Source organism: Algoriphagus kandeliae, from assembly GCF_004571135.1.
Taxonomy (GTDB): domain Bacteria; phylum Bacteroidota; class Bacteroidia; order Cytophagales; family Cyclobacteriaceae; genus Algoriphagus; species Algoriphagus kandeliae.
In genome coordinates this window covers 516925-540479 of record NZ_SPSB01000004.1, presented here as the reverse complement: position 1 = coordinate 540479, position 23555 = coordinate 516925, and the positions used below count along the sequence as shown (strand labels likewise).

Below are 23555 nucleotides of genomic sequence, written 5' to 3'. Positions count from 1 at the left end.
ACTTAAGTAAAATTTTCCTCTCAACTCACCTTTCAAATGCCTAAAGACAGTAGCATCAAGCACGTTCTCATTATCGGTTCAGGTCCCATCGTCATTGGTCAAGCTTGTGAATTTGATTATTCCGGTTCGCAAGCAGCTCGATCACTCAGGGAAGAAGGAATTACCGTCACATTGATCAATTCCAACCCGGCGACGATCATGACTGACCCAGTCACTGCAGATAATGTTTACTTGCTGCCTCTGGAAAAGAAATCAATCAGAAAAATTTTAACTGACCACCCGGATATCGATGCTGTACTGCCGACCATGGGTGGTCAAACTGCATTAAACCTAGCCATTGATTGTGAAAATGCCGGAATTTGGAAGCATCACAATGTACGGATGATCGGTGTAGATATTGATGCTATCGATACTGCCGAAAACCGGGAGAAATTCAAGGAATTGATGGAAAAGATCGGGGTAGGGGTTTGTAAGGGTGCAACGGCTACTTCTTTCCTTCAAGGAAAAGAAATCGCACAGGAAATTGGTTTTCCGTTGATTATTCGAGCTTCTTATACCTTGGGTGGCGCCGGAGGTGCATTCGTAGAAACCAAGGAAGATTTTGAAAAAGCACTTTCAGCCGGATTGCAAGCATCTCCTGTTCATGAGGTATTGATCGAGCAAAGTATTCTCGGATGGAAAGAGTATGAGTTGGAGGTAATGCGGGATAATATCGGGAACATGATTGTCATCTGTTCCATTGAAAATTTTGACCCAATGGGTGTACATACGGGAGATTCCATCACAGTGGCTCCAGCGATGACACTTCCTGATACAGTATATCAGCGCATGCGAAACTATGCGATTACCATGATGAACTCTATCGGTAATTTCGCAGGAGGATGTAATGTGCAGTTTGCGGTAAGTCCGGACAATCAAGAAATCATCGGTATCGAAATCAATCCTCGGGTTTCCCGTTCCTCGGCCTTGGCTTCCAAAGCTACCGGATACCCAATCGCCAAAGTAGCAGCCAAGCTAGCGATTGGCTATAATTTGGATGAACTTTCCAACTCTATTACGGGTACTACTTCGGCATTTTTTGAACCATCTATTGATTATGTTATCGTAAAAATCCCAAGATGGAACTTCGACAAATTTAAAGGTTCTGACCGTCGTTTGGGACTTTCCATGAAGGCAGTTGGAGAGGTAATGGGAATTGGAAGAAACTTCCAGGAAGCACTTCAGAAAGCCTGTCAATCCCTAGAAATTAAGAGAAATGGCTTAGGAGCTGATGGCAAAGAACTTCGGGATCAAGAAAAGATCCTTTATTCATTGGCAAATCCGAGCTGGAATCGACTTTTCCATGTATATGATGCTTTTAAGCTTGGAATTTCTTTCCGAACTATTCAAGAGTTGACCAAAATCGACAAATGGTTCCTGAAGCAGATTGAGGAATTAATTCATCTTGAAGCTGAGATCGAAAAATATACCATCGACACCATTCCTCACGAGGTGATGGATTTGGCTAAGAAGAAGGGCTATGCCGACCGCCAGATTGCGCATCTTTTGGGTTGCCTAGAAAGCGAAGTATTCAACAAGCGCTACATGGAAATGGGTATCAAGCGAGTTTACAAACTTGTAGATACCTGTGCTGCGGAATTTGAGGCTCAGACACCTTACTATTATTCTTCTTTTGGAGAAGAAAATGAATCTATCCGGACCGATAAAAAGAAAGTGGTTGTTCTGGGCTCCGGACCTAACCGAGTTGGTCAGGGCATTGAATTTGACTACTCCTGCGTACATGGAGTCTTGGCTGCAAAGGAATGTGGCTATGAGACTATCATGATCAACTGTAACCCAGAGACTGTTTCTACAGATTTTGATGTAGCTGATAAATTATACTTCGAACCAGTATTCTGGGAGCATATTTATGAAATCATCCTTCATGAAAAGCCTGAGGGTGTAATCGTTCAGTTAGGTGGTCAGACTGCCTTGAAACTAGCAGAGAAGCTTGATAAATACGGTATCAAAATCATCGGAACGAGCTTCGACGCATTGGATTTGGCAGAAGATAGAGGTTTGTTTTCAACGCTATTGAAGGATAATAATGTGCCTTATCCTGAGTTTGGTACGATTCATAATACCGATGAAGCATTGGAGCTTTGCAAAAAGATCGGTTTCCCTTTGTTGGTTCGTCCAAGTTATGTATTGGGTGGTCAAGGGATGAAAATTGTGATCAATGAGAAAGAACTCGAGGAGCATGTAGTCAATGTCTTGAAAGACATACCAAACAACGAGATTCTTTTGGACCATTTCTTGGAAGGTGCGATAGAAGCAGAGGCAGATGCGATTTGTGATGGTGAAAATGTTTACATCATCGGAATCATGCAGCATATCGAGCCTGCCGGTATCCACTCCGGAGATTCCTATGCGGTTCTTCCTCCATACAACTTGGGAGATTTGGTGATTCGACAGATTGAAACCTACACTGAGCGGATTGCATTGGCGTTGAAAACAAAGGGTCTGATCAATATTCAGTTTGCGATCAAAAATGATAAGGTTTATGTGATCGAGGCGAACCCAAGAGCTTCCCGAACCGTTCCATTTATCTGCAAAGCTTATCAGGAGCCTTATGTGAATTATGCTACGAAGGTGATGCTAGGTGAGAAAAAGGTAACTGATTTTGAATTCAATCCTGTGAAAAAAGGTTATGCTATCAAGGAACCCGTTTTCTCATTCCATAAATTCCCGAATGTGAATAAGGAATTGGGTCCTGAAATGAAGTCCACTGGAGAGGCGATTTACTTTATCGATGATCTCATGGACGATTATTTCCTTAAAATCTACTCAGAGCGTAACCTTTATTTGAGTAGATAATTTCAAAAGAAAAATTCTACGTTTTGGTAAAGTTTCTAATAATAGTCTTGGGAGTTGGGTGGTTGCTCGGTCAGCTGATCCGGTACTTTTTGAGAAGTAAATTAGCGAAATTTGCTGCTCAAGTGCAGGAAATGGAGAGAGAGCAAAGAAGAGCACAACAAGCCCAATCTAGGTCAAAAGATGATGTAAATGTGGATTATATCCCCAAAGACCATCAGAAAAAACGCCAAAAGGATATTGAAGGTGGCGAATATGTCGACTTTGAAGAAGTGAAGGAGTAATCCTTCACTTTTTTTATTCTATGACTCTTTTACATCGGAATACCTGATAACCCTTTAAGGTTTTGGTCCCAATTAGGTATTCTTCTCCACCGTCTTTAAGGCCTAATTTCTTGCGGAGTTCTTCAGCTCCCATGGAATAATTTCTGGTGACAACATTTGCCTTTCCACTGGGGATTATTTTCTGGATATCTTTTTTCCTAGGGGAAACTTCTTCGATGATTTCAAAAACTCTTCCAGGTATATTTTGAGGTTGATTTGAGGAGGTATAGAGATGGCTATTGCTTTCCAATTTTTTCAATTCAAAGTGCTGACCAAAAAGCTTAAATGCACCCGCCTTTAAAATTCCGCTGATCGGTTCAATGAGATATTTCTCCGGTTCTCCAAAATCAGAAACTGCCTGCTCTTCTTCATCCTGATAAAATAGGAAAGGAGGATATCCTGATTCCAAATCATAAACCTCAATTTTTTTGGCTGAGCTTTCGTCTGCTTTAGACCAATGAAGGAGCAGTTCCTTCACTTCATTTTTCACTGAGAGGATAGTGATTTTCTGAATTTCAGGTAAGGTTTTCCAAACCTGAGAAACATCCAACATGGGGGAGTATTTGAGCAAAATTTTAGACGCTTTGGATTTGAGAAGTTTCCAAGCTTCTACCAGATTTGGTTCACAATCCTCCAGTTTGTACAATTTCTGATTGCCTTTTCCCCGTCGAGCAGGGTCAGCATAAATCAAATCAAATGATTCTTCGCTTTGCTCTAGGAATTCAAGCCCATCTCCGTGAAAAAAATCGAATTTCTCAGGTGCCAGTTGTTCCAAATTATGACGGGATATCTCGAAAAGTTCGTCCTGTCGCTCACAATAAACTGCTTTTTTAAATCCTATACTCAGATAATATGAATCTATTCCCAACCCTCCAGTTAGGTCCAGCATATTATTCCCTGATAAACTCTGAGCTTTAAATCCGGCGGTGAGTTCTGAACTGCTTTGTTCGAGTGGAATAGTACCCGGAAAAAAAATAGATGGATTGGAGGTCCATTCGGGCAATTTCTTTTTCAGGCTTTTTCTCGCAGCAATTTGTTGAACTGCAGCCTGAAGGTCAAAATTTACTTTGCCATGATATTTTAATCGAATTTGTACAGGATCATCTTGAAGATGGTCCTGCACAAATTGTTGGAATTCAGCGCTATGAAATTCGCTGAAATCCATTAAACCAAGCCTTCGGCAATCAGATATTCTGCAATCTGTACCGCATTGGTTGCGGCACCTTTTCGAAGATTATCCGCCACAATCCACATATTGAGGGTGTTTGGTTGGGACTCATCCCTTCTAAGACGTCCTACGAATACCTCATCACGCTTATGTGCTGTGATTGGCATTGGGTATAATAAATTAGCCGGGTCATCCTGAACAACCACTCCAGGAGTTTCGGAAAGAAGCTTGCGAACCTCATCCATGTCAAAATCCTGCTTGAATTCCACATTGACAGATTCTGAATGACCTCCGATGGTAGGGATTCGTACCGTAGTTGCAGTCACAGCAATGCTATCATCCCCAAAAATCTTTTTGGTTTCGTTGATCATTTTCATTTCTTCCTTGGTATATCCATTAGGTTGGAATACATCGATATGCGGAAGAACATTCATGTCAATTTTGTATGGATAAACCATTTCAGGCTCTTCTCCAGCTCGCTCTGCCATCATTTGATCTACAGCGGCTTTTCCGGTACCCGTCACAGACTGATAGGTAGAGACTACAATTCGTTTGATTCCATATCGCTGACGCAAAGGTTCCAAAGCCAATACCATTTGAATGGTAGAGCAGTTGGGATTAGCAATAATCTTGTCCCCTGCACTGAGTTCTTTGGCGTTGATTTCTGGGACAACCAATTTTTTGGTTGGGTCCATTCGCCAGGCTGAGGAGTTGTCCACTACAGTTGTACCGACTGCTGCAAATTTCGGAGCCCACTCCAGGGAAGTTCCACCGCCAGCTGAGAAAATTGCGATGTGAGGTTTTGCGGCTACGGCCTCTTCCAGGCCAATTACCGTAAAGGTTTTGCTTTTAAATTCTATCTGTTTTCCTACTGATCGCTCTGAAGCAACCAATAGTAATTCATCATAAGGAAAGTGGTGCTCATCAAGCACTTCGAGGATTTCGGAGCCTACAAGTCCAGTAGCTCCTACAACAGCAAGTTTCATGTCCTTGGTTTGATAGGTTTTATTTGGATTGCAAAAGTAAGAGTCTTCGCTCATTTTCAGGGGAATACTTAAAAAAATCCTTCTTTTTCATTTAAAAATTGTTTTATATTTTTAGTCAATACTTTTTTTAGGATGTATGAAGCTTTTCAATTTTATTGTTTTTCTATTTTGTGTTTCACTTGCCAAGGTGGCTTGGACTCAAACTGCCAAGCAGGATTTTGAATCTTCTTTTGAAATTCAATCCTACCCAAGTCCATTTTTGTCGGGATGGTATGGGAATGAAGTTCGAGCTACTTCTTCCCGGATTTGGCAAACAAATGGGTCGGGTATAAATAGATCCAAGGCTTTGGCTGTCCAGCCAATTTCAACATTTGATGGTGAGTTAACCATTCGTTTGAATCCTGCAGAATATTCCGAAACAAGGATTCGATTTTGGGCGAGATCGGCTCGTAATGGGGCGGGGAATAGACCTGCCGTTGTTTCCTATAGTTTTTCCAATAAGTTGGATGGAGATTTTTCGGAGGAAATTCCATTGGCTTCAGATGACGAATTTGCCAATGAAGACCAGGATTTTCGCTTATTTCAGATAGAATTTCCTCAGGATTTAAAGTTTGAAGAGGAAGTCTTTCTACGAATTTCGATTCGATATGGCCCGGGTTCTGGTTCCTGCGCCCGTTGGTTCATGGATGATTTTGAATTTGGTGATTGGGAAGAAGATCGACAATCACCGGAAGTTATTTCGGTTCGGGGATATAGTAAAAATCAACTTGAACTGAGTTTCTCAGAACCCCTTGACCCTATCTTTTCCCAAATCCAACTTAATTATGATTTGGAAGGTTTTGAACCCTCAGAGGCTTCCTTGAAGCAAGATTCTCTTGTGATTTTAAGTTTTCCTCAAGGTTTAGAAGAAGGGCGAAATTATCAACTAGCTATCCGTCAAATCCCTGATCTAGCAGGCAATTTTTTAATGGAAACAACCTTCAATTTTGTTTTTCAGGACCCTACGGATATAGCCTTCAAGGACTTAGTCATAAATGAATTAATGCCTGCGCCTCGGGATGAAAATGATCTTCCCAACGTAGAATATCTAGAGCTATATCATCAAGGAGAAAAGGACTTTAGATTGGGCGGATTGATTTTGGCAAATTCTCGTACGCAGACAGAATTGCCCGACTATTGGCTGAGCTCTGGAGAGTTTTTGATTTTAGCTCCAGAAAGTGGCGCAGATCTGTTACTAGAATATGGGAATATTTTAGCTGTTGATAATTGGCCAACCTTATTGAATTCAGGTGATGAAGTAAGTCTGATGAATTCAGAAGGGGAGTTGATTGACCAAATTTCGTATTCCACAGCAAGTTGGGGAGGTAGTGAGTTTAGTGGTGGAGGATATAGTTTGGAGGTTGTGAATCCGAATTTACTTTGCAATCAAGCTACATTCTTAAAACCTTCCATAAATCCGAAAAGAGGTACTCCTGGAATGGAAAATTCAGTTTTGGATTTAAGCCCGGATGAAGAGGCTCCTCAAATTTCAGGATATTTTTTCCTGGATGAGCGTCAATTGGTGGTGGAGTTTTCTGAAACTATTCAAACTAGATTCGAAGCGGATTTTCTGGAATTTAATCCTTTCCTCGAATTGGATTCGGTCTGGATAAAGGCTAATTCACTTTTTATCAAAATCAAGGATGAGTTTCCTGAAAATCAATCCATTGAGCTGCGATTATCATCTATTTCTGATTGTAGTGGAAATAATATTTCTCCTCAGGTTTTTGAAATTGTTCGACCCAAAATTGCTGAAAAGGGAGAGGTATTTTTGAATGAGCTTTTATTCAATCCCATAAGTGGCAGCCCAAAATTTGTCGAGTTGGTAAATGCCACGGATTTATATCTAGAGGTTGGTGCTTGGTCTTTGGCTAATTTGGATGATCAGGGTGCAGTAAATCAAAACCGAAAACTCTCGGATGCTTCTTTAGTCATGCCTCCTCGATCATTTTTAGCGATTACGACGGATCCAGCTCGATTGAAACTGGATTATCCTAAATCTTCCCAGGGACTTTTTCATCAAATAAGTTCTCTTCCAAGTTTTCCCATTTCAGGAGGGACAGTTGTCTTATTGGATGTGTTTGATCAAAAGGTGGAGGAGTTTACTTACAGTGAAGACTTGCATCATCCATTGTTGAGAAATCCTAAGGGTGTTTCGCTTGAGCGAGTATCCGTTGATTCTCCTGCTGACTTTTCGGGGAATTGGCATTCGGCATCTGGAACGGAGGAATATGCTACTCCAGGAAGAGAGAATTCCCAGCAAATTCCAGATGAATTTAGTGGGGAATTGATTCAGATTGATCCCGAAATATTTGATCCTGAAGGGAGTAATGGAAATACCTTTACAACGATTCGATACCAAGTCGATCAGGCTGGATGGGTCGGGACATTTAGAATTTATGATATTGCCGGAAGGTTGATCCAAGTACTTGCTCAAAATGAGATTTTGGGTAGGGAAGGTCTTTACACCTGGACAGGAGTTGATTCACAGGGAAAGAGATTACGTCCAGGGTATTATATACTTTTGGTTGAGCTTTTTGACTTGGAAGGTAGAATACAGACGATCAAAAAAACCATTGTAATAGCTGAAAGAATCTAAAATTTTTCTTCCTTTTCAAAACATGAGACACTAAAAATCAGTATCTTAGAGTAATTAACACCCAAAAAACCATGGAAGCTGGAATAATCAATAGAGCCCTCAAACAATTATTCATTGAAGAATCCAAGGGACTTGCTGAGGTGGCTCAGTATTTAAAAATGAGATACCGAATTGATATTGATGAAGTGGTCTTGAAAAAGCGCCTAGAAAAACTTCTAAATCAAGAGAAAGCAGTGGCCTGATTTTTCAGAATTACCTATTGGAAAAAGCCGCATAATTTTTAAACTATGCGGCTTTTTTGATTCTTATTAACCGAAAAGGTGAACTACAGAGGGCTAGTTTTCATCCTTATAGATAAAGGTTTTAGCATCCTCACCTGCTTTTCGATAGCCTCTGTACATGCCTTCTGAATTGAAAGGCATAGCGATATTACCAAAACGATCGATGGAAATGATTCCTCCGGAACCGCCCATTTCTACCAATTGATTCATCACCACTTCATCAGCTGCTTCTGTTAGGCTTTTATTTCCATAGCGGATCAAAGAGGCGATTTCATGTCCTACTACATTTCGGATGAAATATTCGCCATGTCCTGTAGCAGAAACTGCACAAGTTTCATTGTCAGCATAAGTGCCTGCACCGATAATAGGTACATCACCCACTCGTCCATAGCGCTTATTTGTCATCCCTCCGGTGGAGGTTGCAGCGGCAATATTCCCGTTTTTATCCAGAGCTACCGCTCCCACAGTTCCAAATTTTCTGTCCTTAAAAAGCGGATCCTGTAATTCCATTTCTAGCAAGGAACTATGATCGAGTTGGGTTTTCTCTGTCTCTCTAATTTTTTCTAATTGCTCGAATCGGAAATCGGTATAGAAATAATCAGGTGATACCAATTCCAGATTTTGTTCGGTGGCAAATTGCTCCGCACCTGCACCGGTCATAAAGACATGTGGTGAATTTTCCATGACTGCCCTCGCTGCAGTGATAGGGTTTTTGACAGTGGTCAAACCTGCAACTGCACCTGCATTACGGTCTATTCCATTCATAATTGCTGCATCCAATTCATTTTTGCCTTCATTGGTGAAAACAGCACCTTTTCCGGCATTAAACAGAGGGCTATCCTCCATCACTTTTACGGCAGTGACAACTGCATCAATGGCAGTTCCTCCGGATTCCAAGACTGAATAGCCTGCATTCAATGCTTCTTTTAGTTTGGCTCGGTAAGCTGCGTCCTGCTCAGGAGTCATATTTTCTTTCCGAATAGTTCCTGCTCCTCCGTGAATTGCCAATGCAAAATCAACCTTTTCAGTTGCTTCATTCTCAACCTGCTGATTTTCAGTATACTGGCTGCATGACCAAAAGAAAAGAGAAATGATACTGGTGAAAATTAAACTTTTTTTCATGGTTTTATTTGGAGTTTTCGGACATGAAATAGCTGAAAATATGGCGTTTCTGCCATTTTTGATGTGATTTTTTTGAGGTGAATTGAAAATTAAATTTTTGTAATTGCGATGGCCCATGTATTTTAGAGAACTTTAAAAAACCCAGTACGTCACAGTATTATCATCTAATCTGATTACCATGAGCCAAGAAGAAAAAACTACCTACACTCAAGAGGAGTTGAAGGAATTTGAGGAGATCATTTTGAATAAACTTACAGTAGCCCGAGAAGAGCTCAATATGTTGAAGGAAACACTCAGCAAAAAAAATGATAGTGGAACAGATAATACTGCTTCTACTTCAAAGCTACTGGAAGATGGTGCAGACACCTTGGAGCGAGAAAGTCTAAGCCAGTTGGCGGCTCGTCAGCAGAAGTTTATCATCAACCTGGAGAATGCACTTATCCGAATCAAAAACGGAACTTATGGTGTATGCGTAGATACTGGGAAGTTAATTTCAAAAGAGCGTCTTCGTGCAGTGCCGCATACCATGCATTCTATCGAAGCTAAGTTAGCGAAGAAATAAGCTTGGACTTTTTGCCCAAACATATTGAAGCACTGATTTTCTGCAGTCCCAGTCCTTTGGGACTTGTAGAAATTCAGAAGTGCCTCTCGGAGATGTTTGAGTCAGAAGTTCCCAAGGAACACATCGAAGAGGCTATTGAACAATTGGTCGAAAAGTACCTGCATGAGGATTTTTCATTCAGTTTGGAAAAAATTGCCGGGGGTTATCAGTTTTTGACTAAGCCGGCTTATCAGACTAGTATAGCCATTCTTCTGAAGCATCAAAGCCAAAAGCGACTTTCCACAGCTCAGCTTGAAACGCTTTCAATTATTGCTTACAAACAGCCTGTCACGAAGGGAGAAATCGAGCAAATTCGTGGCGTAAATTCTGATTATTCTGTTCAGAAACTTTTGGAAAAGGAGTTGATAGAGATAAAAGGAAAGTCCGACCAAATAGGAAGACCTTTGATTTATGGAACTTCAGAAAAATTCATGGAATATTTCGGGATCAATTCCATTCAGGATTTACCTCAGCCCAAGGATTTTTCCCAGCCAGACAATCAGATCGGAGAAGAGAGGGAGTAGTGTTTCAGTGGGCGGTTTTTTAGTTAGCAGTTTGTAGTTCTTTTTTTACCTGGCCTTCCTCAATTTAAATTTCCAATTTTACTTGAGCCATTTGGGAAATGAGATAGCGTTTTCCCGTACTTATTTCCTCGCATAAAACCCGGGTTCTTCGGGTTTCTTTTTTCCGGAATTTTCTTCCATTTAGTTCAAAGACTCGCTCAGGCTGTATGTCTGCCAAGAATACTCCCGTTTTTTCTGGAAGATGGGTATTGTATTTACTGAGTTCTTTGGTCAAAAATAAATCCCCAACCGATGTGGCTTTGGGATTGCGCATGTGTCGCGATAGGGGGATCAAAATGTCCATTGGGAATACTTCCTTTCTCAAAAGGGGATGCATGAGTTCTTGAAAGGTTCGTTTCCATTCATTTCCATGAGGAGAGATTTTTAACCCATGGCTAACAAAAGCATGCAAGTGAGCGACTTCGTGAATGAAGGTAATCAAAAACTGATAGGGATTCAGATCCCCATTGATGGTGATGGTTTGTAGTGGGTGATCTTTCTTCCATCGAAAATCACCGAATTTACTTTTCCGGGATCGGGTAACTGAAAAATTGAAGGGATTCTTTTTCCAAAGCTCCAGGCAATAATCAATGCTTTTTGGCGGTAAATATTGCTGGAGAATTTGATGAAGTTTTTGGGCTGAATCCATCCCCCTAAAATAAAAAAAGAGCTCCAGAAATTCCGGAGCTCTTTAATCTTGTTTGGAAGAAATTACTTTACTTCTTCAGTAGCAGTTTCAACAGTTTCTTCAACTGTCTCTTCTACCTGCTCCATAGTCTCTTCAGTAGCTTCAACAGTCTCTTCAGTAGTTTCCTCAACAGTTTCTACTACTTCAGTTTCAACAGTTTCTTCCTTAACTTCTTTGTTGCCGCAAGATGCAGTAGCCATCAAGCCAGCGATTGCGAAAATTGCAAATACCTTTTTCATTTTTTGTGTTTTTCTTAATTCGGCGCAAAGGTATCAGAACTTTTCTCAATAATGCAATAGTCCGCTTAAATAAATTTTATTTGTTTTTATAGACGATTTTTACCGGTACTCCTTCAAAATCAAAGTTCTCCCGAAGCCTGTTTTCAAGGAATCTAGTGTAAGGATTTTTGATGTATTGGGGGAGATTGCAAAAGAATGCAAAAACCGGGTTTTTGGTCGGTAATTGAGTCACGTATTTGATCTTGATGTACTTTCCTTTCCAAGCAGGAGGAGGATAGTTTTCAATTTCCGGCAACATGACATCATTCAATTTTGATGTTGGAATTCGACGGTTTTTATTTTCATAAACCTTCACCGCTAACTCAATAGCCTGAAAGATTCGTTGTTTTTCTGTTACCGAAGTAAAAATGATTGGGATCCACTTATGTTCTCCCAACTTTTCCAACATCTGATCCTTGAATTTATTCATGGTCTTATGGTCCTTTTCAATCAAGTCCCACTTATTGACCATGATCATGACTCCTTTGTTGTTTTTAATCGCCAAGCTGATCAAATTGATGTCCTGAGATTCCAATCCTCTCGATGCATCCACCATGATGATGACTACGTCGGACTCTTCCAAGGTTCGAAGAGAGCGCATCACTGAATAAAACTCGATGTCTTCCTTGACTTTGGCTTTCTTTCGAATCCCTGCTGTATCCGTAATGATAAAATCCTGCCCGAAAAGCTTATAACGTGTGTGAATCGCATCTCGAGTGGTTCCTGCCTCATCTGTCACGATGGATCGCTCTTTGCCTAACAGTGCATTTAGGAAAGAAGATTTCCCTACATTTGGTCTCCCCAAGATGGAGATTTTTGGAATACCTGCATCCGGATCCTCTTCTCCTGATTCTTCAAAATGAGTAACAACTTGATCCAGTAATTCCCCTGTACCGCTTCCACTCGTAGCAGCGATTGGGTAAATTTCATAATCGCTGATTCCTAAAGCATAAAATTCACTCGCCATCAAAGCTTTGTCCGCACTATCAGCTTTGTTGGCTACGATATAAATAGGCTTTTGGGTGGTCCGAAGCTCATTGGCAAACTCCTTATCCAAATCCGTTAATCCATCGTGACAATCGGTAACAAATAAGATGACATCGGCCTCTTCCACGGCCAATTTCACCTGCTTTCGGATTTCAGCCTCGAATACATCATCCGAACCAGTCACATACCCCCCTGTATCGATCACAGAGAAAAATTTTCCATTCCACTGGGCATGCCCATAATGGCGGTCCCGGGTGACACCACTCAAGTTGTCCTCGATGGCTTTCCGTTCTTCAACCAACCGGTTGAAAAGAGTGGATTTGCCCACATTGGGTCTTCCTACAATTGCTACAATATTTGCCATATTAAGAGGGGTCGTATCCGAATTTTCTAAGTTTGTTTTTGTTTTTACGCCAGTCCGGTTCCACTTTTACGTAGGTTTCTAGATGGACTTTTTTTCCGAAAAAGGTTTCTAAATCTTGCCGGGCTTCTATTCCGACTTTCTTGAGCATTTTTCCTTTTTCGCCGATTATGATGCCCTTTTGACTGTTTCGCTCTACGAAAATATTGGCTCGCATGCGGATGATGTCAGGGCTTTCATGAAAATCCTCAATAACTACTTCCGTGCTATAAGGGATTTCTTTTTTATAGTTTTTAAAGATCTTCTCCCGGATAATCTCGGAAGCAAAGAACCGCTCCGGCCGGTCCGTTAGTTCCTCCTTATCATAAAAAGGTGGATGTTCGGGAAGTCGGTCTAAAATCTCCTGAAGGATGCGTTCCGTATTGAAATTCTCCAAAGCGGAAATTGGAATCAGGGTATCTGCCTTCAATCTTGATGTCCAATAGTCAGTAACCTGATCTAATTGTCCTTCTTTGGCCAAATCGATTTTATTGATCACCAACAGAACAGGAACACCGGAATTATTGATCCGCTCGATGATTGCTTCAATTTCTGCATCTGTTTCAAATAAATCCGTCACAAAAAGAATTATATCTGCATCCTCCAAAGAAAGATTCACAAAAGACATCATGCTTTTATGTAGTTCATACTGAGGCTTGAGCATTCCCGGCGTATCGGAAAAAACTATCTGATAATTATCTGAATTGGTCAGACCTAGAATTCGATGGCGGGTGGTTTGGGATTTAGGAGAAATGATGGAGATAGGTTCTCCCACCAAAATATTCATCAGAGTGGACTTGCCCACGTTGGGTTTTCCAATGATATTCACAAATCCAGCCTGATGAGATTTTGGAGTCATTTTTCTTAAATTTTTGACAAAGGTACTTGATTTTTGAGAGTTTGTCCTTACCTTTGTACCACAATTCGCCACAAGGGCGGTTGGAACTAAAAATAAGACAATAAAGTTTTAAAAATATATCGCGGGATGAAGCATCAACGATAGCTATCGGGAGGTAGATCGTCGGATTCATTTTAGCAAAGACATATCGCGGGATGGAGCAGTTGGTAGCTCGTCGGGCTCATAACCCGAAGGTCACAGGTTCGAGTCCTGTTCCCGCTACTACGAAGGACACTAGAGATGGTGTCCTTTTTTTATTTCTATCAATTGAATTCACAGGTTCGACCCGCGATAACAATCGGGGCTGTTCCCGCTACCGCGAAGCCGATCAGAAATGATCGGATTTTTTGTTTTAACAATTTTTGAATGTTCCAAATTCATAGAACTTTAAAGCCTTTCAAACTTTTTAATTTCTTCCCGAGCATCTAATTTTCCAATCTAAATAGATACACATGTTCGACAGCCCTGAATACCCTCAATCACTTTCTGAAGATCTTTTTGAAGAATGGCTGGAAAATGGCCGTGAAAGCCGGATTCCCTATGCTTATTTGCTGGTGATTTGGGATGAGATAGAAAGGAAATATAGACCTGTTTATGTCGAAGAACGAAGTCAAATCCAAAGCTATCCCCGATTCGGTCAATCTCCGGAAAACCAAATGCTCGTTGCCGCTTATGACTTGTATTCGGAGTCTAGAGTTGTTTAGGCTGATTTTTTTAGATCGATTTACAGCCTGATAGCACGTGCTACAGTAGCAGCCATAATTCCAAGCCCTTCTGTATTGGGATGAACTCCATCGGGTAGTAAATCAGCGCGATCCATGAGTGGTGTATAAAGGTCAATCATTTCAGAACCGCTGGAATGTACGATGTCCATAATCATCATTCGCTGTTCATTGTTCATGACATTAGCCGTAATTCCAAAATTATCTTGTGTCACTGGAACAGGCATCACCACATAGACCTTTCCATCAGCTGGCATGTGTGCTTTAAATTCAGCGATCATATCCAAATAATCTTGGCGAAAATCGGCTTTATGAGCCCAATTCTGGGGTTTGGAATCATTGGTTCCCAGCATGATCACCAAAATATCAGGGGCAAAATCCTTCACTTCTTGAAATTGCGGTTCATTCCAATACGGATAGTCACCTTTTCGAAGAAGCGTTCTACCACCCACTCCAAAGTTTTTTACCAAATAAGTATCGCCGAGTATGGCTTGCAGTTGAAGGGGATAACTATCTGGATTTTCCCTGCCTGGACCTTGAGTAATGCTATTTCCTACACAGGCGATTTTGATTGGTTCCTGTGAAAAAGCAAAAAAGCTAAGGAAAAAAGCAAATAGGCTGAGAGAAAAGGTTTTCATGGGTTTTTGGGTTTGTTGTTTTCCGAAATTAGGAATTTTTGTTAAGGAAAAAACCCTTGTTTCTCGCTCAGAGGCATCTAATTTTACCAGATGCAAATTTTGGGGAAAATCATTCGCTGGATTTCCTGGCTCTCAATAGATGTGGTTTTGGGGGCTGTTGCCGGCATGCTTTTTTTCTCCAAATTATTTCATGTAGCCTTACCCTGGCAACCTTATGTTCTTCTGGGGATGGCAGTGTGGTGTATTTACAATTTGGATCACCTCTTAGATGCACAGAAGGTTGGGGAAAAACTTTCGGGCAGAAGGCAATTTCATCATCAAGCTCGTGTTCCGGTTTTGATTGTTATTGGGATTTTGGGTCTTTTGGGATTGGTAGGAGGGTTTTGGTGGTTTGGTTGGGGGCTCGAACTGCAATGGACCTTTTTGTTAGGTGGATTAATTGGAGGGATTCGCTTTTTGGTGCTAAAGTTTGGTAAAGGGTGGATGAAGGAATTCTCTATTGCACTGTTTTATGTGATCGGGATTTCTTGGCTCCCCTTTTTAAGATCAAATTCTCTGGACTGGTCTGCTTGGCATGGATTGTTTTTCCTGTTGTATTTGCTTCTGGCAAACCTCAACTTGTTAATTCTCTCATTTTTAGATCAAGAAGAAGATCAATTGGCTGGTTTTTTTTCGGTTTCGCAGGAGCTGAATACAGTAAGTCTAATTCTATGGATTAAGTATTTGATGTATGGGTTATTGATCCTGTTAATTTTGGTTTTAGTTATAATTCCTTCCTTTTATAAACTTTTCGTAGCGATTCTTTTTTTGATGACTTTATGCCATTGGTATGTATTTAATATGGATGGGGTAGATTCAGAAAAGAAACGAATTGGGATGGAATGGGCCTTTTTCCTACCGGTATTGTTGATCTTTTTGAAATAGAGAAGTTAATGAAAGACCAATTTCGATGGGTAACATCATGGTATAGACCGCTTTCACGATTGATTTTTGGAGATCAACTTTCTAATGCAAATCGACAGTTCCTCTCAGCGGACTTGAAAGGAAATATTCTCATAATAGGAGGAGGAGATGGATTGGATTATGTGGATTTTGCCAAGACTTGGAGGGGAGAATATTGGGAGCTTTCCAATGCAATGTTAGAAAAAGCAAAGACGAACCTTCAGGATAGTAAATTGAGTTTTCATTTGGGTTCCTTTTCCTCCACGACTACTTTCGATTGGGTATTGCTGCCTTTTGTCCTGGATACCATGAGTGATTCAGATATTAGGGAGCTTCTTGGGAAAATAAAGAAGCAACTTAAACCCGAGGGGAAATTGATTTTGTCAGAATTTTTTCAAACCAAAAATTTCTGTCAAAAAATCATTACTAAGCTCATGATATGGTTTTTCAAGTTCACAGCAAGCCATCCTCGTAGTAACCTGCCTAATTATGAGCAATGGTTCAGAGATTTTGGCTTTGAACTAGTTGAAGAAAAAAAATGGAGAAATGGCTGGATTCGAAGTCAGATTTGGGAAGTCTCTAAAGAGCGGCCTTCTCAATAATTCGACTGATCAAATCATCAAAATATTGTCCATTTCCCGGTCCATACCAATTCATTTCCCGCACTTCGTGAAAATGCTCGTCATATAAACTGTCAGGCGTAATGTAACCGATATAGCCTCCATTGAAGGTGGTGATGATAAGATTAAGCCCGGCAGCATTAACCTGCTTTTCCCATTTTTCATAAAAGACTCCCGAAATTTCCCCACTGGAAGCAATGAAAAGAGTGTTCCCTAATTTCAAAATATCCAAATGGGGATTTGTGTCTCCAACTAGTTCATCAAACAGCCAAGGCCGGATTCGCCAGTTATCAGAAATTCGCAAATGTGGTTCTCTTAGTTTTAAATCCAGTCGAACCCATTCCAAACCTGCATTTTTGATCGTTGCATAACGACTCATTTTTAGCTGATTGATGGAATCCAATTCCTGTGCATAGCGCAAAATGTCTTCTGGTTGATTCCCGTTAGGAATTGGTTTGTGGGAACCGACCGTGCCGGAAGCAAAAAGAGCAAAATCAAAACCTTTGTTTTCCATAGTCTGCATCAGGTAAAAAGGATAATCACCCGAAAGCCCCATGAATTTTGAACTTAGACAGGTAGCATGGGCTGAGTAGGTAAGTAGTGTGGCTTTTTGGCCAGACTTTTTGGTAAAAATCAATTGGCGGACAAAGGGATCGGTGGGTCCGTCTTTTACAAAGCGATTGGCAATCAATTCTCCGGCATCGGCTTTTCGGAAATTGATAGCCACAGTATCCATGTTAGACTTTGCCTGGCCTAATGCTAGGAGTGTTTGATCGGCTATGAGTTGCACGATTTCATCCTGATATCCCCCAAAAGCCAAGTTTCCTAATGGGCCTGGCATGTAACCTCCCATGCCGGAATGGGTATGAGTGGCTGTGAAAATTATTTGGTTGATTTCCGGGAAAGTGGAATGAATGGCTTCTTCTACTTTTTCTGCTAAAAATGGATGGACAATCAGCAACTCATAGCTTAGCCATGCGATTTGGCTTTTTCCATTACTCAGGAGTATCGTTTTGACGAAACTGCTGTCTTGCACAAATTCATAAGGACCCCGAGGAGCATAGCCTACCAAATCTACTGCTTGAGAAGGAGTCATATTTGCTTTTCCCCAGCCTGCCAACCAATGTTCTCCTTGGCTTTTTTGGAAAGGTAAGTTTTCCAGATTTTGGAATGTTTCCTGATAAAAATCCTGCTCTTCTATTGGGCTTCGGTCTACCCGAGTGATAGTCACAACTGCCAAAAACACAAAAAAAAGAAAGATCCCTAGTAGGACCTTTCCAAATTTTTTCAATGCAGTTTTTCCAGCCATGAATTAATACTCGAATGTTCCGTAAGGACTTTGAATAGTCACCTTTTTCCCTTCCATTGGTTCTACCCGACCAATGATTTTTCCCTCAACACCATAGGATTCAGCGATATCAATGATTTCTTCTGCATAGCGCTCATCGAGGTAAATTTCCATTCGGTGACCCATATTGAATACCTTGTACATTTCTTTCCAATCCGTTCCACTTTCTTCCTGAATAATTCGGAAAAGTGGCGGCGTTTCAAACAAATCATCCTTGATGATATGGAGATTGTCTACGAAATGCAAAACCTTGGTTTGTGCACCTCCTGAGCAGTGAACCAACCCATGAATATGAGGACGTAGGTAATTCAATACATCTACCATGATAGGGGCGTAGGTCCGAGTAGGAGACAGTACCAATTTACCCATATCCACTGGAGCTCCTGGAGCAGGATCAGTCAAGTTGTATTTTCCGGTATAAACCAAGTCATTAGGCACTGCCGGATCAAAAGATTCCGGATATTTTGTCTTTAGGATTTTGTGGAAAACATCATGTCGGGCTGAAGTTAGTCCATTGCTTCCCATTCCTCCATTATATTCGGTCTCGTAATTGGCCTTTCCGAAAGAGGATAAGCCTACAATCACATCACCTGCTTGGATTTTGTCATTGGAGATTACTTCCGCTCGAGGCATTCGGCAAGTTACCGTGCTATCTACAATCACCGTGCGCACCAAATCTCCCACATCGGCAGTTTCTCCTCCGGTAAGGATAGCATTCACTCCATTATCCCGAAGCATTTGCAACACTTCTTCTGTGCCTTGAATAATGGCTGAGATTACTTCGCCTGGTATGAGGTTTTTATTTCTTCCTATGGTGGAGGAAACCAAAATATTATTGACAGCTCCAACGCAAAGAAGATCATCAATATTCATGATGATGGCGTCTTGAGCAATCCCTTTCCAAACGCTTAAATCCCCAGTCTCTTTCCAATAAAGATAAGCGAGTGAGGATTTGGTACCCGCTCCATCCGCATGCATGATGTTGCAGAAGTCAGGGTCATTTCCGAGTGTGTCTTCAACGATTTTACAAAATGCTTTTGGGAAAAGGCCTTTGTCAAGATTTGCGATGGCCTGATGCACGTCTTCTTTGGAGGCGGAGACACCGCGCTTCATATAGCGCTCGTTCATGTGGTTTTTGGGATTGGTTACCAAAGGACAAAGTTACAGATTCCAATTCATTGGGGAAGGAAATATTAGGGAAATATGCTCTCCTTAGTCGAGCGAAATATGCCTTCGGCGAAATGCGATTGAAATAGCATTCGCAATGCTCGTGAAATATCCAGTAACTTATGTTCGGTCATGCCTCACAAGATAGCACTCGCTTTGCTCGTGGAGATATGCCTCCGGCAAGATAGCTTCGGCTTAACTTCACAAAATGGGCTTTCTTTTTTTGGAGATAAATGGCTAGATGGCCAAATAAAACTTACTTCTAGGAATTCTATTTTTAGAATTCTTTGCGCCGCTGCGTCTTTGCGAGAAGATATTCTAAGAGAATACTTATCCTTCAAACATCTCCTCAATCAATTGGGTATAGAAGTCTTTCACATCCATTCCTATTGCCCGAACTTGCTGGGAAATAAGGCTTGTTTCGGTTTGACCTGGAACGGTATTGATTTCGATAAAGAAAAACTTGCCTGTTTCATGCTCTAAGAAATAATCAATCCGAACGGCACCCTTACAGTTTAACTTTTCATAGACCTTTTCGACAATTCTTGCTACACGAGCCACTTCTTCCTCATTCATTCGACCCGGAGTGATTTCTTCAGTCACTCCTGCCGTGTATTTTGCCTCGAAGTCAAAAAATTCCTTACTGCTTACGATTTCAGTAGCAGGTAGAACCGTGATTTCACCCTTCCCTCGGAAAACACCAATGGAAAACTCCCTACCGGAGACAAATTCTTCTACCAACACTTGCTTGTCCTCAGCGAAAGCTTTCTCCAAGGCTTCTGGCAATTCTTCCCAAGTTTTGACTTTGCTCATCCCGATGGAGCTTCCACCATTGTTGGGTTTGATGAAGAGTGGAAGTTTTAATTCGGATTCAATCCGCTTTCTATTTTGCCCAGAGTTTTCAAAAAGCTGGATTGACTTCGCGATATTCAATTCAGGGATATCAGCCACGATTGCCTTGGTGTAGCCTTTGTTCATGGTGATAGCTGAAGTCAATTGATCGCAAGTGGTGTAAGGGATGCCAAGCATGTCGAAGTATCCAGCAAGTTTTCCGTCCTCACCTGGTGAACCATGAAGAATATTAAAAACTCCATCAAAAGTGATTTTTTTCTCAGCGATTTGGATACTGAAATCATTTAGGTCAACCGGGATATTTTCCCCTGAAACTGATTCAAAATACCAATTGCCTGGATAAATCAGGATTTTATAGACGTCATAAAGATCTCGGTCTATGGTTTTTTCTACGACTGCGGCACTTTTCAGGGAAATGACAGATTCACCTGTGAATCCTCCAGTAACCAAGGCAATTTTTTTCTTCATTGTGGGGAAAAATTTCTTCAACAAAGTATGTTAAAATCTATCGATGCTCCAAGCTTTAATTACTCTCCGAGGGTTTCAAAATCCCTCGGAGAGTTGAAGTTTATATTCCGAATATTAATTCCTCCTCAGAACCAAAGAATTTCTGATGGTCCTTTTCAAATCCAGTTAGACCTCCAAACCATTCCAAGACTGCATTTTTTTCAATTTTTGTCGGTTTTGAAGACATAAATGCATTCCAAGAGCTGAATTCCCATTTTTCAAAACCTTTGATAAATCCATGATGAGTAGGGTTTTGATGGATATAGGTAATGCACCTACTGAAATAGGCGTCTTCTTTGATTTCTCTCCGTTTTATGTTTGAGTTGAATAAATTATCCTTTCTGTTATACATCTTATTAAATGCTTGGGCATATGAGTTTAATAAGTTTGCAAATGACTGGCTAGGTTCTTTCAAAGATTCTTCTCGAATTTGAATCATAAAATGAAAATGATTTGGCATTAAGCAATAGGCAAAAGTCTTAGCAATTGGAGAAATATGTATTTCGTATTTTTTTAAGAAGAAATAATAATTCTCCTTTTCTCTAAATAGATTCTCTTTACCAATTGCATGAGTCCAAACATGATAATACTTACCGGACTCAAACTTTGTCAATGGACGAGGCATTCTCTCAGATTTTATTCATTAAAATAATCAACTTCACTCAACTAAAAAACCCTCCAAGGGGCTCAGAGCCCTTGGAGGGTGATACAGTCTGAATTTATTATATTCGCCGACTACTACCGATCTATACACCCAAAAAATACTTTGAATATGATTGAAAGCTTGAAAAAAGGCGGTTTGCTTCTTTTGATCTTTGTCTTGGCTACATCAGGACTTCAGGCTCAAGCCTTAAAAAAAGTGACGCTTGAAGATGTCTTCAAAAAAGGCACTTTTTCCCAAAAGTCTGTCTACGGAATCAACTGGATGAAAGACGGACAATACTACAGTTCCCTGGTAAATAGAGCTGGTTTTCCCGCCGTAGTTAAAATTAATTTGGCGACAGGAGAAGAAGAGGAAGTGTTGCTAGACGGAAGAGTTTTGGGTATCAACTTTACTTCTTATTCTTTCAATGCGGATGAATCCAAAGCACTGATTGCAACAGATGTGGAGTCCATTTATCGCCGATCTAGTAAGGGTGTTTTTTACGTGGTTGATTTAGTCACTGGAGAAAAACAACAGCTGATGAATGGTGAGAAAATTTCCTATGCTACCCTTTCTCCAGATAATGATAAGGTCGCATTTGTAAAGGAAAACAACCTCTATATGGTCGAATTGGCCACGAATAAGCTTACTCAAATTACTACTGATGGAGAATGGAATAAAATCATCAATGGATCTGCTGATTGGGTATATGAGGAGGAATTTTCTATGGCACAGGCTTTTAAATGGTCTCCTGACGGAAAGAAAATCGCTTTTATTCGGTTCGATGAGACAGAGGTCCCTGAATTCAACATGCAGCTTTGGGGCAAATTATATCCAGAAGATTACCGCTTTAAATACCCAAAAGCTGGTGAGAAAAATTCCGAAGTAAGTATTCGTGTTTACGATTTGGCTTCCGGCCAAACATCAAAAATGGATGCAGGCTCAGAAACAGATATTTATTTGCCTAGAATTTACTGGACTCAGGATCCTAATCAATTGGCATTCATCCGTCTTAATCGGCTCCAAAATCAATTGGATCTTTTCCATGCAAATGCCACTACAGGTGAAAGCAAGCTGATTTTGTCTGAAAAAGCAGATACCTATGTAGACTTGGATTTCAATGATAATCTGCAATACCTGAGTGATGGAAAGAGCTTTATTCGCACTTCCGAACAAGACGGTTATAAGCATATTTATCATCATGCAATGGATGGGAGCTTGATTCGACAGGTGACTTCCGGTCCCTGGGAAGTATCCGAATTAGTAGGAGTAGATGAAAAAGCTAAGAAGGTTTACTTTGTTTCCACAGAGGCATCTCCTTTGGAGCGAAATTTTTATGTGATAGATCTATCTGGAAAAAACAAAAAGGAACTAACTCCATCCAAAGGCTCCCATACCATTAACATGAGTCCTGACCATCGCTTTTTTATTGATTACTATTCGACAGCGGATTCACCGGTCGTAGTAACTTTGAAGGAAGCTTCTGGAAAGGATATTAAAGTTTTGGAAGATAATGCTGAGTTGCAGGATCGATTGAAAAGTTTTGCTTTAGGGAAAAAGGAGTTTTTCTCTTTCCCAACAGTTGATGGAACAGAATTGAACGGCTATGTGATCAAGCCTGCTGATTTTGATCCAAACAAGAAATATCCGGTTTTGATGTATGTCTACGGAGGACCAGGTTCTCAAAACGTACGGAATTCCTGGGGAGGAACCCGAGATTTCTGGCATCAAGCTTTGGTAGCAGAAGGGTATATCGTTGCCTGTGTGGACAATAGAGGGACAGGAGCACGTGGACGTGATTTCAAGCATGCCACTTATGCCAATCTTGGAAAACTGGAAACCATTGACCAAATCGAAGGCGCTAAATACTTTGCGAAGCAACCTTATGTAGATGCCAACCGAATCGGAATCTGGGGCTGGTCTTATGGTGGTTATATGTCTTCCCTAGCGTTGATGATTGGTAATGATGTGTTTAAAACAGCCATTGCAGTTGCACCGGTGACTACGTGGAGGTATTATGACACGATCTATACGGAGCGTTATCTACAAACTCCTCAATTAAATCCAGCTGGGTATGATGACAATAGTCCGATTACCCATGTGAATAAACTGAAAGGAAATTTCTTGTTGATCCATGGAACAGGAGACGACAATGTGCACTTTCAAAATACAGTCGACCTGGTCAATGCATTAATTGCGGCGGATAAACAGTTTGAGACTTTCTATTATCCAAATCGAAACCATGGGATTTACGGAGGAAATACCACTTGGCATTTGTACACGCAAATGACTGATTTCTTGAAACGAAAGCTGTAAAGAATAAATTTTAA

General features: G+C 40.8%; 22 protein-coding genes and 1 tRNA gene. 11 read left to right on the top strand and 12 right to left on the bottom strand.

Annotated elements, in window-relative coordinates:
* The first annotated feature begins 36 nt into the window (after window positions 1-36).
* Window positions 37-2856, top strand: a complete 2820-nt coding sequence (carB, locus tag E4S40_RS14705) for a carbamoyl-phosphate synthase large subunit (protein WP_135075760.1) — start codon at window positions 37-39, stop codon at window positions 2854-2856.
* A gap of 23 nt (window positions 2857-2879) precedes the next feature.
* Window positions 2880-3137, top strand: a complete 258-nt coding sequence (locus tag E4S40_RS14700) for a DUF4834 family protein (RefSeq protein ID WP_135075757.1) — start codon at window positions 2880-2882, stop codon at window positions 3135-3137.
* 13 nt (window positions 3138-3150) lie between these two features.
* On the opposite strand, the gene E4S40_RS14695 is transcribed toward E4S40_RS14700, so the two are convergent.
* On the bottom strand, window positions 3151-4341 hold the full coding sequence (locus E4S40_RS14695) for a class I SAM-dependent methyltransferase (protein ID WP_135075754.1): 1191 nt from the start codon (window positions 4339-4341) through the stop codon (window positions 3151-3153).
* Window positions 4341-5330 (bottom strand): aspartate-semialdehyde dehydrogenase, encoded by a 990-nt coding sequence (locus tag E4S40_RS14690; protein ID WP_135076486.1) that lies wholly within the window; start codon window positions 5328-5330, stop codon window positions 4341-4343. The genes E4S40_RS14695 and E4S40_RS14690 overlap by 1 nt, the downstream gene beginning before the upstream one ends.
* A 136-nt stretch (window positions 5331-5466) precedes the next feature.
* On the opposite strand from E4S40_RS14690, the gene E4S40_RS14685 reads away from it, so the two are divergent.
* A complete protein-coding gene (locus E4S40_RS14685) occupies window positions 5467-7968 on the top strand; it encodes a lamin tail domain-containing protein (RefSeq protein ID WP_135075751.1) in 2502 nt (833 codons plus the stop codon).
* 71 nt (window positions 7969-8039) lie between these two features.
* Window positions 8040-8210, top strand: coding sequence for a hypothetical protein (locus E4S40_RS17110; RefSeq protein ID WP_161971811.1), 171 nt, complete (start codon window positions 8040-8042; stop codon window positions 8208-8210).
* A gap of 93 nt (window positions 8211-8303) precedes the next feature.
* Here E4S40_RS17110 and E4S40_RS14680 read toward each other — a convergent pair whose 3' ends face one another.
* On the bottom strand, window positions 8304-9371 hold the full coding sequence (locus E4S40_RS14680; RefSeq protein ID WP_135075748.1) for an isoaspartyl peptidase/L-asparaginase family protein: 1068 nt from the start codon (window positions 9369-9371) through the stop codon (window positions 8304-8306).
* A 178-nt stretch (window positions 9372-9549) separates the two neighbouring features.
* Here E4S40_RS14680 and E4S40_RS14675 point away from each other — a divergent pair, with 178 nt between their 5' ends.
* Entirely contained in the window at window positions 9550-9933 is a 384-nt protein-coding gene (locus E4S40_RS14675; protein ID WP_135075745.1) for a TraR/DksA family transcriptional regulator, read from the top strand.
* 2 nt (window positions 9934-9935) lie between these two features.
* Window positions 9936-10496, top strand: a complete 561-nt coding sequence (scpB, locus tag E4S40_RS14670; RefSeq protein WP_135075742.1) for an SMC-Scp complex subunit ScpB — start codon at window positions 9936-9938, stop codon at window positions 10494-10496.
* Between the two features lie 64 nt (window positions 10497-10560).
* Here the strand turns inward: scpB and E4S40_RS14665 are convergent, their stop codons facing one another.
* The 4 genes from E4S40_RS14665 to era all read right to left on the bottom strand — a co-directional run bounded on the left by E4S40_RS14665 (window position 10561) and on the right by era (window position 13747).
* Entirely contained in the window at window positions 10561-11184 is a 624-nt protein-coding gene (locus E4S40_RS14665; protein WP_135075739.1) for a SprT-like domain-containing protein, read from the bottom strand.
* 62 nt (window positions 11185-11246) lie between these two features.
* Window positions 11247-11462, bottom strand: coding sequence for a hypothetical protein (locus E4S40_RS14660; RefSeq protein ID WP_135075736.1), 216 nt, complete (start codon window positions 11460-11462; stop codon window positions 11247-11249).
* Between the two features lie 76 nt (window positions 11463-11538).
* A complete protein-coding gene (gene der / locus E4S40_RS14655) occupies window positions 11539-12852 on the bottom strand; it encodes a ribosome biogenesis GTPase Der (protein WP_135075733.1) in 1314 nt (437 codons plus the stop codon).
* A 1-nt stretch (window position 12853) separates the two neighbouring features.
* On the bottom strand, window positions 12854-13747 hold the full coding sequence (gene era, locus E4S40_RS14650) for a GTPase Era (RefSeq protein ID WP_135075730.1): 894 nt from the start codon (window positions 13745-13747) through the stop codon (window positions 12854-12856).
* Window positions 13748-13935: 188 nt separating this feature from the next.
* Here era and E4S40_RS14645 point away from each other — a divergent pair.
* Both E4S40_RS14645 and E4S40_RS14640 read left to right on the top strand, forming a co-directional pair.
* A tRNA-Met gene (locus E4S40_RS14645) sits at window positions 13936-14008 on the top strand.
* Window positions 14009-14238: 230 nt separating this feature from the next.
* Window positions 14239-14490, top strand: a complete 252-nt coding sequence (locus E4S40_RS14640; protein ID WP_135075727.1) for a hypothetical protein — start codon at window positions 14239-14241, stop codon at window positions 14488-14490.
* Between the two features lie 20 nt (window positions 14491-14510).
* On the opposite strand, the gene E4S40_RS14635 is transcribed toward E4S40_RS14640, so the two are convergent.
* Window positions 14511-15146: a GDSL-type esterase/lipase family protein gene (locus E4S40_RS14635; protein WP_135075724.1), complete on the bottom strand. Its 636-nt coding sequence runs from the start codon at window positions 15144-15146 to the stop codon at window positions 14511-14513.
* A 99-nt stretch (window positions 15147-15245) separates the two neighbouring features.
* Between E4S40_RS14635 and E4S40_RS14630 the strand changes: the two genes are divergently transcribed.
* On the top strand, window positions 15246-16070 hold the full coding sequence (locus tag E4S40_RS14630) for a hypothetical protein (RefSeq protein ID WP_135075721.1): 825 nt from the start codon (window positions 15246-15248) through the stop codon (window positions 16068-16070).
* Between the two features lie 8 nt (window positions 16071-16078).
* Window positions 16079-16690, top strand: a complete 612-nt coding sequence (locus E4S40_RS14625; RefSeq protein ID WP_161971810.1) for a class I SAM-dependent methyltransferase — start codon at window positions 16079-16081, stop codon at window positions 16688-16690.
* On the opposite strand, the gene E4S40_RS14620 is transcribed toward E4S40_RS14625, so the two are convergent.
* The 4 genes from E4S40_RS14620 to E4S40_RS14605 form a co-directional block, all read right to left on the bottom strand.
* The gene (locus tag E4S40_RS14620) at window positions 16668-18017 is read right to left on the bottom strand and encodes a neutral/alkaline non-lysosomal ceramidase N-terminal domain-containing protein (protein ID WP_135075715.1); all 1350 of its coding nucleotides are present in this window, start codon (window positions 18015-18017) and stop codon (window positions 16668-16670) included. The two genes, E4S40_RS14625 and E4S40_RS14620, sit on opposite strands and share 23 nt — an antisense overlap.
* A 3-nt stretch (window positions 18018-18020) precedes the next feature.
* Entirely contained in the window at window positions 18021-19184 is a 1164-nt protein-coding gene (locus tag E4S40_RS14615) for an AIR synthase related protein (protein WP_135075712.1), read from the bottom strand.
* Window positions 19185-19553: 369 nt separating this feature from the next.
* Window positions 19554-20543, bottom strand: a complete 990-nt coding sequence (locus tag E4S40_RS14610; RefSeq protein ID WP_135075709.1) for a D-alanine--D-alanine ligase — start codon at window positions 20541-20543, stop codon at window positions 19554-19556.
* Between the two features lie 100 nt (window positions 20544-20643).
* Entirely contained in the window at window positions 20644-21207 is a 564-nt protein-coding gene (locus tag E4S40_RS14605) for a hypothetical protein (protein ID WP_135075706.1), read from the bottom strand.
* 147 nt (window positions 21208-21354) lie between these two features.
* Between E4S40_RS14605 and E4S40_RS14600 the strand changes: the two genes are divergently transcribed.
* A complete protein-coding gene (locus tag E4S40_RS14600; protein ID WP_135075703.1) occupies window positions 21355-23541 on the top strand; it encodes a S9 family peptidase in 2187 nt (728 codons plus the stop codon).
* The last annotated feature ends 14 nt before the right edge of the window (window positions 23542-23555 follow it).

Excerpts from the sequence above, each read along its gene's own strand:
- E4S40_RS14620 (WP_135075715.1), bottom strand. The coding sequence starts at position 18,017 with ATGGCTGGAAAAACTGCATTGAAAAAATTTGGAAAGGTCCTACTAGGG.
- E4S40_RS14680 (WP_135075748.1), bottom strand. The coding sequence starts at position 9,371 with ATGAAAAAAAGTTTAATTTTCACCAGTATCATTTCTCTTTTCTTTTGG.
- E4S40_RS14695 (WP_135075754.1), bottom strand. The coding sequence starts at position 4,341 with ATGGATTTCAGCGAATTTCATAGCGCTGAATTCCAACAATTTGTGCAG.
- carB (WP_135075760.1), top strand. The coding sequence starts at position 37 with ATGCCTAAAGACAGTAGCATCAAGCACGTTCTCATTATCGGTTCAGGT.
- E4S40_RS14690 (WP_135076486.1), bottom strand. The coding sequence starts at position 5,330 with ATGAAACTTGCTGTTGTAGGAGCTACTGGACTTGTAGGCTCCGAAATC.
- E4S40_RS14605 (WP_135075706.1), bottom strand. The coding sequence starts at position 21,207 with ATGCCTCGTCCATTGACAAAGTTTGAGTCCGGTAAGTATTATCATGTT.
- E4S40_RS17110 (WP_161971811.1), top strand. The coding sequence starts at position 8,040 with ATGGAAGCTGGAATAATCAATAGAGCCCTCAAACAATTATTCATTGAA.
- era (WP_135075730.1), bottom strand. The coding sequence starts at position 13,747 with ATGACTCCAAAATCTCATCAGGCTGGATTTGTGAATATCATTGGAAAA.
- E4S40_RS14615 (WP_135075712.1), bottom strand. The coding sequence starts at position 19,184 with ATGAACGAGCGCTATATGAAGCGCGGTGTCTCCGCCTCCAAAGAAGAC.
- E4S40_RS14665 (WP_135075739.1), bottom strand. The coding sequence starts at position 11,184 with ATGGATTCAGCCCAAAAACTTCATCAAATTCTCCAGCAATATTTACCG.
- E4S40_RS14640 (WP_135075727.1), top strand. The coding sequence starts at position 14,239 with ATGTTCGACAGCCCTGAATACCCTCAATCACTTTCTGAAGATCTTTTT.
- E4S40_RS14635 (WP_135075724.1), bottom strand. The coding sequence starts at position 15,146 with ATGAAAACCTTTTCTCTCAGCCTATTTGCTTTTTTCCTTAGCTTTTTT.
- E4S40_RS14685 (WP_135075751.1), top strand. The coding sequence starts at position 5,467 with ATGAAGCTTTTCAATTTTATTGTTTTTCTATTTTGTGTTTCACTTGCC.
- E4S40_RS14625 (WP_161971810.1), top strand. The coding sequence starts at position 16,079 with ATGAAAGACCAATTTCGATGGGTAACATCATGGTATAGACCGCTTTCA.
- E4S40_RS14610 (WP_135075709.1), bottom strand. The coding sequence starts at position 20,543 with ATGAAGAAAAAAATTGCCTTGGTTACTGGAGGATTCACAGGTGAATCT.
- E4S40_RS14675 (WP_135075745.1), top strand. The coding sequence starts at position 9,550 with ATGAGCCAAGAAGAAAAAACTACCTACACTCAAGAGGAGTTGAAGGAA.
- E4S40_RS14660 (WP_135075736.1), bottom strand. The coding sequence starts at position 11,462 with ATGAAAAAGGTATTTGCAATTTTCGCAATCGCTGGCTTGATGGCTACT.
- der (WP_135075733.1), bottom strand. The coding sequence starts at position 12,852 with ATGGCAAATATTGTAGCAATTGTAGGAAGACCCAATGTGGGCAAATCC.
- E4S40_RS14600 (WP_135075703.1), top strand. The coding sequence starts at position 21,355 with ATGATTGAAAGCTTGAAAAAAGGCGGTTTGCTTCTTTTGATCTTTGTC.